This window comes from Paraburkholderia ferrariae NBRC 106233 (assembly GCF_000685035.1).
Classification (GTDB): Bacteria; Pseudomonadota; Gammaproteobacteria; order Burkholderiales; family Burkholderiaceae; genus Paraburkholderia; species Paraburkholderia ferrariae.
In genome coordinates this window covers 153,129-170,243 of the sequence record NZ_BAYB01000022.1, presented here as the reverse complement: position 1 = coordinate 170,243, position 17,115 = coordinate 153,129, and the positions used below count along the sequence as shown (strand labels likewise).

Sequence of the window (17,115 nt, the reverse complement as noted above, 5' to 3'; positions counted from 1 at the left end):
AAACGGTAGCGCCCGGCATCGGGCGCGTTCGCCGCCGCGCCTGGCCACCGACCCAACTCAGGCCGACTCCCCCAACGGCGGCATACTCGATTGCGCGAGGAACTGCGGCTCGCGCCGCCACTGCGCCGCCTGTTCGAACGCATAGCCGTATGCGAGCAGTTTCGCTTCGCTCCACGCGGGCCCGACGAACGACAGCCCCACGGGCAAGCCGCGCACCAGTCCTGCAGGCACGGTCAGGTGCGGATACCCCGCCACCGCAGCCGGCGTCGAAAATCCGTCGCTGCCGCTGTCGCCATTGACGAAGTCCGTGAGCCACGCAGTGCCGCCGGTGGGCGCAATGATGGCATCGAGACCGTGCTGCCTGAACGCGTGATCGAGACCGTCCTCGCGCGCATGCTTCGCGCACGTGGCAAGTGCCTGGCGATAGGCGCCGCTGTCCAGATCGCCGAGCGCCTGCGCCTGAACAAACAATTCCTGGCCAAAGAACGGCATTTCGCTTGCACGGTGCGCTTCGTTGAAGGCAATCACATCGGCGAGATTCTTCACCTGCGCGTGAGGCGCGAACGTCGCGAGCCACAGCGGCAAACCGTGCTTGAACTCGTACAACAGAACGCTCTGTTCTTCGTTGCCATAGTCCACCTTCGGCAGCTCCACCGGGTCCACGATCGTCGCACCCAGCGCGATAAGCTGCGCGATGGCGCGCTCGATCTCTCCATTGACCTCGTCGTGCCCCGTGAAGTATTCGCGTGCCACACCAATGCGTGCGCCGCGCAAGGCGTTCTTGTCAAGCGCCGCCACGTAGTCGTCGGGAGGCGGCGCCTTCAGCGTAGCGGGATCGTTGCTGTCCGCGCCCGCAATCGCCGCCAGAAGGCGGGCCGCGTCGGCAACGGTGCGCGTCATCGGGCCCGCCGTATCCTGCGTGTTCGAGATCGGCACGATGCCGTCGCGGCTCACGCGGCCCACGGTCGGCTTGAGGCCGACGATGCCATTGATCGCCGCGGGCGACGTAATCGACCCGTCAGTTTCGGTGCCGATCGCCATTGCGGCGAGGCCCGCAGCCACGGCCGCCGCCGCACCGGAACTCGATCCGCTCGGATTGCGATCGAGTGCGTGCGGATTGCGGGTGAGCCCGCCGCGCCCGCTCCAGCCGCTCGTCGCACGCGTGGAGCGGATGTTCGCCCACTCGCTGAGATTCGCCTTGCCCATGATGACCGCGCCCGAATCGCGCAGGCGCGAGACGAGGAAAGCGTCGCGCGTGGCGCGGACGCCGTCTAGCGCGAGCGAGCCGGCCGTCGTGGACATCCGGTCGCCCGTGGCAATGTTGTCCTTCACCGCGAGTACCGTGCCGTGCAGCGGACCGCGCACCTTGCCGGCCTGCCGTTCGGCGTCGAGCGCCGCGGCAATCCGGTGCGCATCGGGATTCAGTTCGATGAGACTGCGCAGTTGCGGACCCTTTCGATCCAGCGCTTCGACACGCCGCAGATAGTGCGCCAGCGTCGCGCTGGCAAAGAGGGAGGGCTCGGGGGCAGCACTGTCGAAGGATGGCGCGGCGGGCAGGTTCGCGGCAGGCGCGTTGCGCGTACTGAGGGCCGCGCTCAGATACGCGAGCGAAGCGAAGAATCGGCGTCTTTGCATAAGCACAGGTGACCAGGAACGAAGCGCTGCGAGCCTAACCGAAAAAAAAGCTCCGAACAATGCCCGCCTTCGACCCACCATGCTACGGACGGAATCGGCCAACCATTCGACTTCCTGCCGCGAATCGCAGACAATCTCCCTGTATGGCCGTTCACGTCCCGGGCGCAAACCGCCCTTCGTGGCGGCCGCCAGTCACGCAGCAGGAGCCACCATCATGAAGCCTTCGTGCTTCGCCGCAGTCCTCGTCGTGTTCCTCGCCGGATGCGCCTCATCGTGGCCGCCAGCGACCACTCAAGCCGCGAATGCCGGTCCGGCGCAGACGGACACCTACCTGCTGCACGGCATCAACCCGCCGGCGTCGGCGCCGCCGAGGCTCACCGTCGGCACCAGCTATCCGGATACGCAACTGATCCTGCCGTGGTTCCTGAACGACATCATCGATTTCGTCAACTATCACTAGGTGGTGTCGTCACGAGATGGCAATCCCCATCATAAGACCCCAACTTTGCGCAACCGGATCGAACGCTGCGTCCCAAGACTCAAGCAGCTCCGCCACATCGCCACCCGATACGACAGAAAACCCGCCAATTTCTTCGCCTTCATCCAGTTAGCCTGCCTCTCCATCCGGATACCTTGAATGTCGCTTCAGCCTGGTGAGTCGGCCTGGCAGTATGAGTCCAATCAAGTAGTCACGCGCATTGCCGGCATGGTGGGTTCAGCGGCTGTATGCATTGGAGCAGGAGGAGAGTGTAGTAGCATCTCGTCTGCCACCATAGGAAGGGTAAAAAGACATGGGATGCTTTCGCTTGCCAGGAGTTCTGTCCATCGCGGCTGCATTGGCCGGTTGCGCCACGATGGATTCGCAGCAGCCCGTTTGCTTCATCGATGGAAACTTGCCTGCATGCATGGACAAGATCCAGGCCCTCCAGGCCCAAGGGAATCTGACTAAAATGACTCTCATGACGAATAAATGGTTTGGCGACACAAAGTTTGATCAGGCCCTGGTCGCCGACCATGACGCCCCCATGGACCTCCTGAAATACGACCTGGAAATTTCCAAACTCCTGCCTGAATTGGCAACGATCATAAAAACAAACAATTGGGTCGGAGCGCCAGAATGGAAGGCGAAATTTATTCCGTTGTGGGAAATGCGAGAGCAACTCAGTCAAAATGCGGATAACGTCTACATCAGTAAGCATCCCCATGTCCAAGCCAGTCCTTGCCTGAGCTTGGACGGCATCTGCAATCGTTCAGGCGGCATCGTTAATCCTGCTTCTGGGCCATCAGACGGCGAAATTTATTGGCAGCAGCAACAGGGGCAATAACATGGGCGGGGGCGCTGCCCCCTGTCTTTGCCTGGCAACAGGGATTCGATGCGCTCTCCATAGTGTCGTCGCGAGTATATGATCTCTGCGATAATCCGCGGCGAATCCTTCTTGTGATGCCGCCTCGTGCCATCTGCCGCCTACCATCGCCACGACCTGTCCGATTCCGCATGGGAATTGCTTTCACCGCATTTGCCTGGGCGCAGCGGTCAGTGGGGCGGCATTGCTCGAGACAACCGTCAATTTCTCAATGCCGTCCTTTGGATTCTGCGCACCAGCCGCCGTGGCGCGATCTTCCTCCGGACTACGGCGATTGGAAAAACACCCATCGCCGTTTTTGTCGTTGGCGCGACTGGGGCGTCCGGGAAAGGCTGCTCGAATAACTGGTCGATGAGCCCGATTTCGAATGGCTGATGATCGATGCCAGCCATATCAAAGTGCATCCGCACGCGACAGGTGCGCACGGCGGCAATGAGGATATGGAGCTCACCAAAGGGGGCTCAACACCAAGCTGCATTTGGCCGTGGATGCGCATGGTATGCCGATCCGAATCCTTATGACATCGGGTACCGTGGCGGATTGTACGCAAGCTGGCCCGCTGATCGAGGGAATGACGGCCGAATATTTGCTGGCGGACAAGGGCTACGATAGCGATGCCATCGTGAAACAGGCGCAACAACAAGGCATGCAGGTGCAGATTCCGCCGCGCAAGAATCGTAAGGACAAGCGCGCCTACGACAAGGATCTCTACAAACTGCGGCACTTGGTGGAGAATGCGTTTCTGCATTTAAAGTGGTGGCGCGGTATTGCGACGCGATATGCGAAGCGTTGCGCGTCATTCCTCGCTGCCGCGCAGATTCGGTGTCTTATGATGTGGATTGCCATCTCGTGACGACACCACCTGGCACGACGTCCCGCAATCAGCTTTAATTATTCGGTCGGCGAGTTTATCTCGTTTATTCAAGCTTACCAGCTTCGTTGAGGTGGCGAATTATTAAGGGCATTTGCGCGATGTCGTACTAGTTCCCAGTATCGGCATGGCTGCACCTTTTTAAAGGTAGATAATTTAACGGTTCGCGCATCAGTTTTTAAACATGCCGCAATAACGACGCCACATATACATAATCAGAGCATACGCAAGAATCGCCACAGTCAGTTCAATCGCCACCCATACCCCGAAGTACAAATCTTCGGGGCCGTGTACGCCGATCTGGAACCGCAGTACAACCACCCCGATTGCAATATTGATTGTTACCCGAATACGCATTAAAGGTGCCAACATCGAAAATCGTTATAGGCACCAGGGGTTCGTTGTCTACCGCCCGCGCCTGTCACGTGCCGCCCGCTCATCGCCCGCCTCCGCCGGACTCGCCCGCGCAACCGCATGCAAGCTTGTCCGGCGGATTCAGCCCGCCGCGGCTACATGTTCGAAGCCGTCTGGATCGCAAGAGCCGGGCAGTAGTGCGTCGCACTGAGATACGAGGCCTGCTGGCTGCGAACGCCGGCAGCACTCGACGTGGGCGGATCGATGAAAATGGACGCGTTGTTCGAGCCGGCCGGCGCGGTCAGCGTCATCGTCACCTTCCACCAGTTGCCTACCTTGACCGCCGAAAGCGAAGTGGCCTGCCCCGTGCCCCACGTCCCCTGCACGATGCTGCCGGTGTTCGTGTTGAGCACCCAGGCGAACTCGGTATTGCCGGAGTCGTCCGTCTGGATCGATCCGCCGGGGAATACCGTCGCGTTCGTCGTGGCCAGCACGTAGTCGGTGAAGCGATAGGTCTGCCCGCCCTGCACGCGGATCACTTCGTGAATGTTCGCCACAGACGAGCCGTTCGTGGTCGTGACGAGGGCCGCACGCTGGCTGGTGCCGTAGATGTCCGTGGCCGGTTGAGCGGTTCCGCCGTTGCTTTGGCTCCAGGCATCCGGTATGGCAAGACTCAGCGGCGAATTGACCAGGTTGCCCGCGTAGCATGTGGCAAGGTTCGGGTCCGCAGGCGGTCCGTAGTAATCCGAAATACTGGCCTGGATCGCGTTGTCGGTGGCGTCGGTGGTCGCCTTCGTGAGGATCGCGCCTTCGAAGAACTGGATCGGCGCGGCGCTGCCGTCGCCGCCCTCTCCCAGCGAAAGGCCGCCCTGCCATTGCCCGTTGAACGCGTGCCCCGCGTCGTGGCTGAAGTTGTACGCCTCGGGTGGCGCCGCATCGTAGACCGCCGTGAGTACCCCCTGTGACGCCGATCCGCCTTTCACCACAAAGATGTTGGACGCCGTGACCGGCGAGTATTTCGCCAGAACCGTGACGAACTTCTCCCTGGGCGGCTGCTGCGGTCCGTACAGATACACGCCCGCTTCCGCATCGACACCCGGCCAGTTCACGTCGAGGCCGTTGCATACGGGGTCCTTCGTGGTCGGCGACTGGTCCGTGTCGCCGTCGCAATAGCCGAACACCGCGGCAGCGCCGTCCGAAAACGCCAGCGCGAACATCTCGCCTTCGACTTCGCCATGCGCATAGGTGCTGGAGTTCGCGCTGCTTTCCATGTTGCCGTAGGTGCCGCAGCACGTGGACGACTGGCCGTAGTGCGCGCCCGCCACCATGAATTCCGCAATGTCGCTATCGCCAATCGACTGGTTCACGGTGCCGAAGCGGTTGCGGTAAGCCTCGCCCGCCAGCGTGGCGAGCGACGGAACCTGCCGGCCGTTGACGGGCACGAGCATCAGTTTGGCCGGCGCGCCATTCACGGCCGGCAGGTCGTTGCCCACGGTCAGTTGCTGCGTGGGCGCCTGCGCGGTCAGCGCGGTGGGCGGCTGCGAAAGCTGAACCGTGAGCGTTCCTCCGGTGCCGGGCAGCGTGATGGTGGCGAAGCCGTTGAGCACCGGCACGGTGGTCGGGCTTTGCGAGCCCGGGCCGCTGCTGGGCAGCGTGAGCGATTCGCTGCCGTTCTGGTTCAGCGTGAGCGTGGCGGGCACGTTGCCGAAGGCTCCGCCCTTGAGGGCCGCCACGAGATCGATCTGGTCGTAGATATAGGACACGGCGCAGGTCGTGCCGTTGCAGAACGCGTTGAGGCTCGCCAGGTTGGTCGTGCCCAGCAGTTCGCGGCTGTTGCCGCCGGGCAGCGTGCCCGACGTATAGGGGTAAATGTCCTTCACGGTGTTATCGGACGAACGCACCACCTGGAAAAGCGGTCCCGTGTAGTTCTTCGTGAGCAGGCGCGTGACGCTGTGCGCCGCCGAGCAGGGCGTGCCGGCCTGCGCGGCCGCGTCGCAGGGCAGCGGCGTCGAGCTGCCGACTTTGGCCGTCGCGCCTGTATTGGACTGTGCCGCGCTCACTGCGGGTGTCGAACTCTCGTTCGCCACACTCGATACATTGGAAGCGCCTGACGAGTCGCCGTTGCAGGCCGTCAACGCGAGAGCAGCCGACAGCATCAGCGCCGCCAGCCCAGCTAGTCTAAACGTCATGATTCCCTCCAATAAGCCAGCATCGGATTACATTTTATTAACGCAGGATTACTAAGCAATTCGCGCGTAACTGTTACCGGCGATGCGCGATGGTCCAGGAAAGGCTTACACGACTACGGGGTGCCGGGATGCATTAGGAGATATGGAGAAGCGTCAGGCGCCGGCACCTCGACCGGGGTAAGAGTAGGGGGCACCGGTGCTAATAATATTAATCATTATTACTACCGGATAGCCTTGGTAGATTCCCGTATACCGCGAAATATCGCGCAAATGCTCGATATGCGTGTGGAATATCGTGCAGTGCGACATGGCATTCGGAAAATTATTACTAATATTCTCTTGACACGAGCCGACGCCCCGCACGAGCCGCTGCCACGCTTCAGATGGAGAACCGCTCGAGGGTCTCGCGTACCTGCGTCAGCAGGGTTTAGAGCGTCTCCAGCGAAACGGAGCTTAGACCCGGCCGCAGAGCGCGAGGCACCTTGTGCGTCATCGCAGAGGACTTCGCCTTCGACGCGGCAATGCCATTGGCGGCGAGTGCGACGATGACCTTGCGGGGAGAACGTACGCAGCGGCGGTAAGCCGGATACCGGCCAATCGCGCGGGCAAGCGGACAAGCGTGCCGGACAGGCAGTAAACTGCGGCATCCAGAACCCGAAGGCGCAACTGACCACCGCCCCTTGACAGGTTCGCCCCGAAAAACCGGATTCACGTGACCGCTTCAGATACCGACGACGAAGCCCAGGCGCACCAGCTCGTGCTGCGCGGCGCAGCGCTCTATCAGGGCGGCAACGCCACCGAAGCGCGGGCGCTTTGCGTACGCGCGCATGAACTCGCGCCGCAATCGTGCGAGGCGCCGCTCTTTCTGGGATTCATGGCGCTCGGGGCTGGCGCCGTGGCAGAGGCCATCGGGTGGATCGGCCAGGCCGTTGCCGCCAACGGGGCGTTGGCGGCGGCGCATCACCTCATGGGCCAGGCCCGGCAGGCGGCCGGCCAATACGAAGCGGCCATTCCTTGCTACACCGAAGCGCTGCGGCTCCAGCCCGATTACGCGCAAGCCCTGAACGACCGCGGCAATGCTCACCGCCGCCTCGGTCACGCGGACCTCGCCCTCGCGGACTTTGAAGCTGCCGTGCGTCTTGCCCCCGGCAATGCACTTTTTCAGAGCAATCGCGGCGTCGCCTTGAGGGAACTGGGCCGTCACGAACCCGCCATCGCAGCGTTGCGCGAGGCAATTGCGCTGAATGCCGGCGATGGCACGATGCACTTCAATCTCGGCCTTGCACTCGCCGAAGCAGGCCAGCACGCACAGGCGCTTGCCAGCTACGACGAAGCATTGCGGCTGCCGGGGAGCCACGCCCTCGTCCGCTGCGCGCGCGCAGACGCATTGCGCGCGCTGGGCCAGCACGACGCCGCGCTGCACGATTACGACGAGGCGCTCGCGCTGGACGGCTCGCTCGCGGAAATCCATAACAACCGTGCGATCCTGCTGCTCTTCACGGAACGCCACGAAGAAGCCCTGGCCGGATTCGACCGGGCAATCGCGCTGAACCCGCATCATGCGGATGCGTGGTGCAATCGCGGCATGACACTCGAAGCCGGCGGCCATCACGACACCGCACTGGCATGCTACGACAAGGCAATTTCGATCTCGCCAGACCATGTATCCGCCCGGTTCAACCGGTCGCTGTGCCAGCTCACGCTCGGCAACTACGGCGAGGGCTGGCGCGAATACGCATGGCGCTGGAAAACGGAAAACCTCAGGACATCGAAGCTTGTCTCGAACAAGCCCGAATGGCGCGGCGACACTCCGCTGCCTGGCAAGCGCATCCTGGTGTATGCCGAACAGGGTCTGGGCGACACGTTGCAGTTCTGCCGTTACCTGCCGATGCTCGCCGCACGTGGGGCCACTGTTCTGGCTCGGGTTCAGGCACCGCTCGTCCCGCTCATCCGCACGATGCCAGGCATCGCACAGGCAATCGCGCCTGGCGATCCCCAGCCCGAGTTCGATTGCCATTGCGCGATGATGAGCCTGCCACTGGCGTTCGGCACCACGCTGGACACGGGGCCTTCGGCGCATCGCTATCTCGCGCCCTCCCCTGAAACGTCGCAAGCATGGGCCGCGCGCCTGGGGCCGCGCCGTGGCCTGCGTGTCGGCCTGGTCTGGGCAGGTGCCACGCAGGCCGCGAACGGACCCCGGCGCCCTTTCGACGAGCGCCGCTCGCTGCCGCTGTCGCGGCTTGCCTCGCTGAAGCGCCAGGGCGTGACGTTCTACAGCCTCCAGAAAGGCGACGCAGCGGCGGCCCAGTTGCACGACCTGCAAACACGCGGCTGGGACGGCCCGAACCTGATCGACCACACCGCCCTGCTCACCGACTTCGACGAAACCGCCGCGCTCGTCGAGCAACTCGATCTGGTCATCTCGGTCGATACCTCGGTCGCGCACCTGGCGGGCGCACTCGGCAAGCCGGTGTGGCTGCTCAACCGCTTCGACACGTGCTGGCGTTGGCTGCTCGCGCGCGAAGACAGCCCCTGGTATCCCACCCTGCGGCTTTTCAGGCAGCCCGCACCGGGCGACTGGCACAGTGTCATTGCACGGGTACGCGCCGAACTGGACCGTATGGCCTGATCCCGAGTCTGTCCCTGACCCGGGGCCTCTGCCTTAGCGCGTAACAGCCGTGTCGCCCGCCGATTGCACGCCGCCACGCCGCGCACGCATCCCGAACAGATACGACAGCACCGCCGAAACCAGCAAGGTGGCGCTGACGAAATACAGGCCCAGCGAATAGTCGCCGCTAACGTCGCGCAACCGCCCAATCACCATCGGTCCGATAGTGCCGCCGATCAGGCTGCCCATTGCATTGATCAGCGCGATGCCCGCCGCCGCCGCGGAACCGGAAAGGAACTGCGTGGGCATGCTCCAGAGCGGTGGCTTGGCCGCGTTGATGCCGAAGCTGGCAATCGAGAGCCCGACGATCATCACGACGGCGCTCGCCGCATGCCCCGCCAGCACCATGCCGATGCCGGCCGCAAGACATGCAATGGCCACATGCAGCCTGCGCTCGTTCGTCCGGTCCGAATTGCGCGCCCACACCACCATCGTGACGACGGCGAACAGATTCGGAATCGCGTTCACCAGGCCGAGTTCGAAGTAGCCGAAGCCGAAGCGGTGAATGATCATCGGCGCCCAGATGCCGATTGCGTACAACCCCGTCGATGTTCCCGCATAAACGAGTGCGAGCAGCAGCACGCGCGGATCTTTGACGGCGGCCCAGACGCTCGTCCTGCTTTGCGCGGCTTTGGCGTCGCGTTCGCGCTGCATCTCGGCGGACAGCCACAGGCGCTCGGCCGGCGCGAGCCACCGCGCGTCCTCGGGCTTGTCGGTCAGGAAGAAGAACGAGACGATGCCGAGCAGCACGGTAGGCGCGCCTTCCACGAGGAACAGCCACTGCCAGCCGTGCAGACCGGCTACGCCGTTCAGGTTCATCAACGCGCCGGAAATGGGCGAGCCGATCATGTTCGAAAGCGGCGCGGCCGTCATGAACATCGCGGTAACGAACGCGCGATGGCGCGCCGGGAACCAGAAGCTCAGGTACAGGATGATGCCCGGAAAGAAGCCCGCTTCCGCGAGACCCAGCAGGAAACGCAGCGTATAGAAGCTGGATGGCCCCGTGACGAATGCCGTGCAGGCCGAAAGAACGCCCCACAAAACCATGAGGAGTGCGATCCAGCGCCGCGCGCCCACGCGTTGCAGCGCGAGGTTGGAAGGCATGCCGGCGGCGATATAGCCCACGAAGAAGATCCCGGCGCCCACGCCGAACATGGCCTGCGTGAGCCCGATATCGTGGTTCATCGTGAGGCCCGCAAAGCCCACGTTCACGCGATTCAGAAAGCTCAGAAAATACAGGAGGATGATGAAGGGCGTGATACGCCGCGAAATCTTGCGGACGACGCTGGTTTCCAGTGCGGCGTCCGGGCTGAGAGCCGGTGTTGTGCTCATGGTTGTCTCCAGTTTATTGTAGTGTGAATGACCGCCCGCCTACGCGCCCTTCTGCTGCGCCGGCAGATCGATCCGGCACCAGGGCTGCGCGGCCCAATGGCGTGCCTCGAAGGCGTCGATCGCTGCCGCCTCGCGCAACGTCATGCCGATCATGTCGAGCCGCTCCACCAGCATCCGCTTCTGGCGCGCCGGCAACGCGAACGGATAGCGCCGCCCCGAAGGCGTCACCACCACCTCGTTTTCGACGTCGATCACGAGCTGCTTGTCGCTGCCATTCTCGATCTCGGCCACCAGCGCCTCGATCTGCGCCTGCGGCAGCGTCACCAGCAGCAGCCGGTTGTTCGCCGCATTGAAGTAGAAGATCTCGCCGTAGCTGGGCGCGATCACGGCCTCGAAGCCCGCCTGCTGCAAGCCCCATACGGCGTGTTCCCGGCTCGATCCGCAGCCGAAGTTGGCGCCCCCCAGCAGGATCTTCGCGCCGCGGTACGCCTCGCGATTCAGCACAAAGCCTTCGCGCCCGCGGCCCTCCGCGTCGAAACGCAGGTCGTGCAGCAGCCCGCGGGCGAGGCCCGAGCGGTCGATGCCAAGCAGAAACTGCTTGGGCATGATCTGGTCGGTATCCAGGTTGTTGACCGGCAGCGGGGCGGCAATGCCCGCGATCACGAACGGCTCAGCCATGAGCGAACTCCTTGCGAATATCGACGATACGGCCCGCGATCGCGGCAGCGGCGGCCATCGCCGGGCTCATCAGATGGGTTTTGCTGTCGCGCCCCTGGCGCCCTTCGAAATTGCGGTTGGTGGTCGAAGCGCAGCGCTCGCCGGGCGCGAGCACGTCGTCGTTCATCGCGAGGCACATCGAGCAGCCGGGCTGGCGCCATTCGAAGCCCGCGTCGATCAACTGCTGCGCGATACCCTCGCGTTCGGCCTGATCGCGCACGAGGCCGGAGCCCGGCACCACCATCGCCCGCACCGTCGATGCAACCTTGCGGCCGCGCACGACCGCGGCCACCGCGCGCAGGTCCTCGATCCGCGCATTCGTGCACGAGCCGATGAACACGCGGTCGATAAGCGTGCCTTCGATGGGCGCGCCGCCCGGCAGCGCGATGTAGTCGAGCGCCTTGCGCAGCGTCGCGCCGTCGAGCCCTTGCCCGTCTGCGGCGTCGGGAATGCGGCCATCCACCGGCACCGCCTGGTCGGGGCTCGTGCCCCACGTGACATACGGTGCGACCCGGGCCGCGTCGAAGCGGTGTTCGACCTCGAACGGGGCGCCTGGGTCCGAATGCAGTTGCGACCAGGCTGCGCAAGCCGCATCGAGCGTTTTTGCGTCGAGATCCCGCACCTTGCTGCGCACGTAGTCGAGCGTCGTGCGGTCCGGCGCGATGAGCGCGGCGCGCGCGCCTGCCTCCACCGTCATGTTGCACAGGGTCATGCGCGCCTCGGCGGAAAGCGCGGCAATCGCTTCGCCCGCATATTCGACCGCATATCCGCGCGCGCCCTGCGCACCGATGCGCGCGATGATATGCAGCACGAGATCCTTGGACGTGGTGCCCGCCGGCAGCGCACCGTCCACGACAATGCGCATGTCCTTCGCCACGCGATAGACGAGCGTTTGCGTGGCCAGCACATGCTCGACTTCCGAAGTGCCGATGCCGAATCCGAGCGCGCCCAGCGCGCCATACGTGGTGGTATGGCTGTCGCCGCACAGCACGACCATGCCGGGGCGGATCAGCCCGATCTCGGGCGCGACCACGTGCTCGATGCCCTGCATGGGGTCGTCGATATCGAACAGATGGATGCCTTGCTCCACGCAGTTTCGCGTGAAGTTGGCGGCCTGCTTCGCGGCATCGACAATCTCGATCGTGCGCGCGCGAACCGGCACGGGGCGCGTGGGGACGACGTGATCGACCACCCCCATCTGCTGGCGCGGGCGCCGCACGCGCAGGCCCTTTTCCTGCAAGCCCGCGAAGGCCTGCGGGCTCGTGTACTCGTTCATGATGTGCAGGTCGGCGTAGAGCAGAACGTGCTCCGCGTCGAGAATCGATACGGTATGCGAATCAACCAGTTTGCGGTAAAGCGTATGTGAGGACATGATGAAAAATTCCGGCTGAAGGGAGTCGGGCGAGCGCGTCAACGCCGCAGAAACGACAACACGCGTTCGAGAAGTGCTTGCGGTGCTTCCTCGGGAATGTAGTGGCCGCACGGCAGCGCCTCGCCCGTCACGCCCGCACTCCAGTTGCGCCATTGCGCGAGCGGATCGAAGCAGCGGCCCACTACGCCTTGCGCGCCCCACAGCGCGAGAAACGGACACGCAATGCGCTTGCCTTCGGCAAGATCCGCGCGGTCGTGTTCGAGGTCGATGGTGATCGACGCGCGATAGTCTTCGCAGATGCCGTGCGCCGTTGCCGAGTCCGAGAGGCAGCGCAGATATTCCGCATAGGCCTCGGGCGTGAACGGTGTGAGGCCGGCGCTGCGCGCGCCGATGGTCTGTTTCAGATACAGGTCGGGATTGGCGCGAATCAGCGTTTCCGGGAACGGCGCGGGGCGCACGAGGAAGAACCAGTGCCAATAGGCGCGCGCGAATTCGAATGAAGTCTCTTCGTACATCGCCACGGTGGGCGCGACGTCGAGCGTCACCAGTTGCGTCACCGCCTGCGGGTGATCGAGCGCCATGCGCGCCGCAACACGGCCGCCCCGGTCGTGCCCGATCACCGCGAACGCACCGTGGCCCAAGCTCTGCATGAGCGCCGCCTGGTCGAGCGCCATGCGGCGCTTCGAGTAGTTGGCGTGGTCGGCCTCGCCTTCGGGCTTGCCGCTGTCGCCATAGCCGCGCAGATCGGCGGCCACCACCGTGAAGCGTTCGGCCAGCGCGGGCGCGACCTTGTGCCAGATCGCGTGCGTTTGCGGGTGGCCGTGCAGCAGCAGGAGCGCCGGGCCGCGGCCGCCCTGGATGGCGCGAATCCGTACGCCGTCCACCAGCGTCGAAACGTCGGAGAATCCTTCGAACATCGTTGTCTCCCAAGATGGTTTGCAGTCTAATTGATGCCATGCACGATTGGGTTTCCTCAAAGGCAATCCGGTCGTAACTTTCAGGAACGAATCCAAAGGTTTGAAGGACATGGCAACGGACGCCTTTTCCGATCTGAATCTGTTCGCCCTCGTGGCGCGGCACCGCAATCTGGCGGCCGCCGCGCGCGAGATTGGCGTGACGCCCCCCGCGGTCAGCAAGCGGCTCGCGCAACTGGAGCGGCGCCTGGGCGTGCGGCTCATGAACCGCACGACGCGGCGGCTCTCGCTCACGCCCGAGGGCGAGCTGTATCTGGCGAGCGGCTCGCGCATCCTCGACGAGCTGGCGGAGCTGGAGCAACTCGTCACGCGTAGCCGCGGCGAGCCCACCGGCCTCCTGCGCGTGAATGCCTCGTTCGGCTTCGGGCGCACGCATGTCGCGCCGGCCGTATCCGAATTCGTCGAGCGCTTTCCGGCCATGAAGATCCAGCTTCATCTGACCGACCGGCCGCTGAGTCTCCAGGAAGAGGGCTTCGACGTCGGCATCCGCTTCGGCGAAGTGCCGGACGCGCGCATCAATGCGCGGCTGCTGGTGAAGAACCGGCGCATCGCATGCGCCTCCCCGGCGTATCTGAAACAGCATGGCAAGCCTGCCACGCCGCACGACCTCGCCCATCACGCGTGCATCGTGCTGCGCGAGAACGATTCGGCCTATGGCACCTGGCACTTCTCGCGAGGCAAGCGCGCGGAAACGGTGAAAGTGGATGGCGCGCTCTCCAGCAACGACGGCAGCATCGTGCTGGGCTGGGCGCTCGACGGTCGCGGGATCGTCGTCCGCTCGCAGTGGGAGATAGCGGGGTACATCGAACGCGGCGAACTCGTGCCGCTGCTCGCCGAGTGGGCATTGCCGAACGCCGATATCCACGCGATCTATCTGGAGCGCAACCGGCTTTCCGCCAAGCTGCGCACGTTCGTGGATTTTCTCGGCGACTACTTGCGCTCGGCGTTCGGGCAGGCAAGCGGCGATACCGTGTGACCGGCCCCCTGCGGCGTTTTGACACTCAAGCCCGCAGCCGCCCCGGCCGATATGCCGTATCGAGTTACGGCACCCTGCCCGGGGCGCCGCGCGCAACATTCTCCGCCCCCGGTTCGAGCATGATTGAGACGAGCAGCTACGCCATCCCTATTTCCCGCCTGATCGCGCGCCCGATGCTGACGTGCTCCCCTGACACGCCCGTGCGCGAAGTGGCGCGGCGCATCTTCGCCGAGCGCTGCAGTTCGATGGTGGTGATGGAAGGCGCTACGGCGCTCGGCATCTGGACCGAACAGGACGCGCTTGCCGTGGGCGACGACGCTCTCGCGCTCGAACGCCCCATCAGCGCGGTCATGAGCGCGCCGCTCCTCACGCTCGACGCCCATACGTCGCTGGGCGAAGCGGCGGTCCGCTTCAAGCAGTCCGGCATCCGCCACTTTGGCGTGATGCGCGACGGGACGTGCATCGGCGTGCTCACGCAAACCGACGTGGTGCTGAACCAGGGCGCCGAATTCTTCCTGCACCTGAAGCCCATCGAAGCCATCCACGTGCAGCCGCTCGCCCTCGTGACGGCCGGCGAGCCGCTGCTTGGCGCCATTGCGCAGATGCGCGCGCAGAAGCTCGACGCCATTGTCGTCGAATATGCGCATGACGGCTGCGTCGAGCACGGCATCCTGACCGAGCGCGACATCGTACGCCTGATTGCAGGCGATGCGCTCGGCGGCACCGTGGGCGAGCACGCAAGCCGCCCGCTGCAAACGCTCGCCGCCACCCAGAGCCTCTATGCCGCGCAGCATTTCATGTTGCGCCATCATATCCGCCACGTGGGCGTGAGCGACGACTTCGGCAATCTTGTCGGACTGCTAAGCTTTGCGGACATCCTGCAGAACATCGAAGACGAATACGTAAACGAGCTGCACAGCGCGCTGCGCGAGCGCGACGAAGCGCTGGGCCGCGCACGTTTCAGCCTGCGCATGGCGGACCGCGTGTTCGAATCGGCGCTGGAAGGCATCATGGTGACCGACCGCAACGCGAAGATCGAGCGCGTGAATCAGGCGTTCACGCGCCTCACCGGCTATAGCCAGGACGAGGTGGTGGGCCGCAACCCAAGCGTCCTGAATTCGGGCCATCAGGATACGGCGTTCTACGAAGGGCTCTGGTGCGCGCTCAAGACGAACGGACACTGGCAGGGCGAGATCTGGAACCGCCGCAAGAACGGCGAGCTCTACCTCGAATACCTCACCATTACGGGCATACGGGACAACGAAGGCGCGATCTCGCACTACGCGGGCATCTTCTCGGACATTACCCAGCGGCGCCAGACCGAAGAGCGCCTGCGTTTTCTCGCGACGCACGACGTGCTGACCGGGCTCGCGAACCGCGTGCTGTTCGAAGAGCGGCTGGAGCGCGCCATCCTCCATGCGCAGCGCGGCCAGCGCAAGTTCGCTGTGATGTATCTCGACCTCGACCGCTTCAAGCTCGTGAACGACACGCTCGGCCACAATACCGGCGACGAGGTGCTCAAGGTCGTGGCCGCACGGCTGCGATCCCGGCTGCGCGCGAGCGACACCGTGGCGCGCCTCGGCGGCGACGAATTCGCGTTCGTGCTCGAAGACATAAGCGACGTGCGCGACGTGGGCCGGCTCGCGCGCACGCTGCTCGACTCGGTGGGCGCGGCCATGGTGATCGACGGCCGCGAGATCTTCACGACGCCCAGCATCGGCATCAGCATCTACCCCGACGACGGCAGCGAGGCCGAACAACTGATGATGCGCGCCGACCAGGCGATGTACGGCGCGAAGAGCCGCGGCCGCAACGTATTCCAGTTCTTCGAGAGCACCATGACCTCGTCGGCGCTGGCGCAACTCGAAACGCTGGGCGAGCTGCACCGCGCGCTGGAGCAAAACGAATTCTGCCTCTTCTACCAGCCGCAGTACGACATTTCGACGAATCGGATCGTCGGTATCGAAGCGCTGCTGCGCTGGCAGCATCCGCAGCGCGGGATCGTTGCGCCCGGCGAATTCATCGGCATTGCCGAGCAATCGGCCCTGATCGTGCCGCTGGGCCGCTGGGTGCTGCGCGAGGCATGCCGCCAGGCGCGCGCATGGCTCGACGCGGGCTTCGAGTTCGGCCGCATCGCCGTCAACCTCTCGGCCCGGCAGTGCGTGACCGACGGCTTCCTCGCCGACCTGAGCGCCATACTCAGCGAAACCGCGCTGCCGGCCGGGCGGCTCCAGCTCGAACTGCTCGAAAGCATGGCGATGAATACGCGCGAAGAGATCGGCACGCTGCTGCGCGAGCTCATGGCGCGAAACGTGAGCCTTGCCATCGACGACTTCGGCACGGGCTACTCGTCGCTCGCCTACCTGAAAGATCTGCCGGTGGACACGCTCAAGATCGACCGGTCGTTCCTCGCGGGCGACGGAGCGCACAAGCCGGACCGCGCGATCATCCGGGCTATCTTGGCGATGGGCCGCGCGCTGGGCCTCGACGTGGTGATGGAGGGCGTGGAAACGCCGGAGCAGCTCGCTTTCCTGCGCGAGGCGGGCTGCCACCATGTGCAGGGCTATCTGCTGGCGCGGCCCCAGCCTGCGGAACAGGTGGCGGAACTGCTTCAGACCTGCACGGCGACCATCGCCGCGGCATCGGCCTGAATGCCTTTCGCA

12 protein-coding genes and 1 pseudogene are annotated in these 17,115 nt (G+C 64.4%); 6 read left to right on the top strand and 7 right to left on the bottom strand.

All coding sequences use genetic code 11. The annotated features are described in order from the left end of the window. Positions 1-57 precede the first annotated feature (57 nt). Entirely contained in the window at positions 58-1,635 is a 1,578-nt protein-coding gene (locus tag BFE01S_RS22925; RefSeq protein WP_028227510.1) for an amidase, read from the bottom strand. Positions 1,636-1,849: 214 nt separating this feature from the next. Between BFE01S_RS22925 and BFE01S_RS22920 the strand changes: the two genes are divergently transcribed. The 3 genes and pseudogenes from BFE01S_RS22920 (at position 1,850) to BFE01S_RS43325 (ending at position 3,852) form a co-directional block, all read left to right on the top strand. Continuing rightward, positions 1,850-2,095, top strand: a complete 246-nt coding sequence (locus BFE01S_RS22920) for a hypothetical protein (protein ID WP_028227509.1) — start codon at positions 1,850-1,852, stop codon at positions 2,093-2,095. A 445-nt stretch (positions 2,096-2,540) separates the two neighbouring features. Next, positions 2,541-2,960 carry a hypothetical protein gene (locus BFE01S_RS22915; RefSeq protein ID WP_028227508.1) on the top strand — a complete coding sequence of 140 codons (420 nt, stop codon included), beginning with the start codon at positions 2,541-2,543 and terminating at the stop codon, positions 2,958-2,960. Between the two features lie 126 nt (positions 2,961-3,086). Then, positions 3,087-3,852 (top strand): annotated as a pseudogene (locus BFE01S_RS43325) (IS5 family transposase). A 189-nt stretch (positions 3,853-4,041) separates the two neighbouring features. Here BFE01S_RS43325 and BFE01S_RS44520 read toward each other — a convergent pair. Together BFE01S_RS44520 and BFE01S_RS22900 are read right to left on the bottom strand one after the other, a co-directional pair. Further along, a complete protein-coding gene (locus tag BFE01S_RS44520) occupies positions 4,042-4,242 on the bottom strand; it encodes a hypothetical protein (protein WP_042338272.1) in 201 nt (66 codons plus the stop codon). Between the two features lie 137 nt (positions 4,243-4,379). Then, a complete protein-coding gene (locus BFE01S_RS22900) occupies positions 4,380-6,413 on the bottom strand; it encodes an arabinofuranosidase catalytic domain-containing protein (protein ID WP_028227506.1) in 2,034 nt (677 codons plus the stop codon). A gap of 712 nt (positions 6,414-7,125) precedes the next feature. On the opposite strand from BFE01S_RS22900, the gene BFE01S_RS39785 reads away from it, so the two are divergent. Next, positions 7,126-9,042 (top strand): tetratricopeptide repeat protein, encoded by a 1,917-nt coding sequence (locus BFE01S_RS39785; protein ID WP_052420960.1) that lies wholly within the window; start codon positions 7,126-7,128, stop codon positions 9,040-9,042. 33 nt (positions 9,043-9,075) lie between these two features. Here BFE01S_RS39785 and BFE01S_RS22890 read toward each other — a convergent pair whose 3' ends face one another. The 4 genes from BFE01S_RS22890 to BFE01S_RS22875 are packed head-to-tail and all read right to left on the bottom strand — an operon-like array spanning position 9,076 to position 13,419. Further along, entirely contained in the window at positions 9,076-10,413 is a 1,338-nt protein-coding gene (locus BFE01S_RS22890; protein WP_028227505.1) for an MFS transporter, read from the bottom strand. 39 nt (positions 10,414-10,452) lie between these two features. Then, positions 10,453-11,091, bottom strand: coding sequence for a 3-isopropylmalate dehydratase small subunit (gene leuD / locus BFE01S_RS22885; RefSeq protein ID WP_028227504.1), 639 nt, complete (start codon positions 11,089-11,091; stop codon positions 10,453-10,455). Next, the gene (leuC, locus tag BFE01S_RS22880; RefSeq protein WP_028227503.1) at positions 11,084-12,502 is read right to left on the bottom strand and encodes a 3-isopropylmalate dehydratase large subunit; all 1,419 of its coding nucleotides are present in this window, start codon (positions 12,500-12,502) and stop codon (positions 11,084-11,086) included. The genes leuD and leuC overlap by 8 nt, the downstream gene beginning before the upstream one ends. Before the next feature lie 38 nt (positions 12,503-12,540). After that, a complete protein-coding gene (locus tag BFE01S_RS22875; RefSeq protein WP_028227502.1) occupies positions 12,541-13,419 on the bottom strand; it encodes an alpha/beta fold hydrolase in 879 nt (292 codons plus the stop codon). 109 nt (positions 13,420-13,528) lie between these two features. On the opposite strand from BFE01S_RS22875, the gene BFE01S_RS22870 reads away from it, so the two are divergent. Together BFE01S_RS22870 and BFE01S_RS22865 are read left to right on the top strand one after the other, a co-directional pair. Next, entirely contained in the window at positions 13,529-14,452 is a 924-nt protein-coding gene (locus tag BFE01S_RS22870) for a LysR family transcriptional regulator (RefSeq protein WP_042338271.1), read from the top strand. Between the two features lie 119 nt (positions 14,453-14,571). Next, complete coding sequence (locus BFE01S_RS22865) at positions 14,572-17,103, top strand: EAL domain-containing protein (protein ID WP_042338270.1); 2,532 nt, start codon at positions 14,572-14,574, stop codon at positions 17,101-17,103. Positions 17,104-17,115 lie beyond the last annotated feature (12 nt).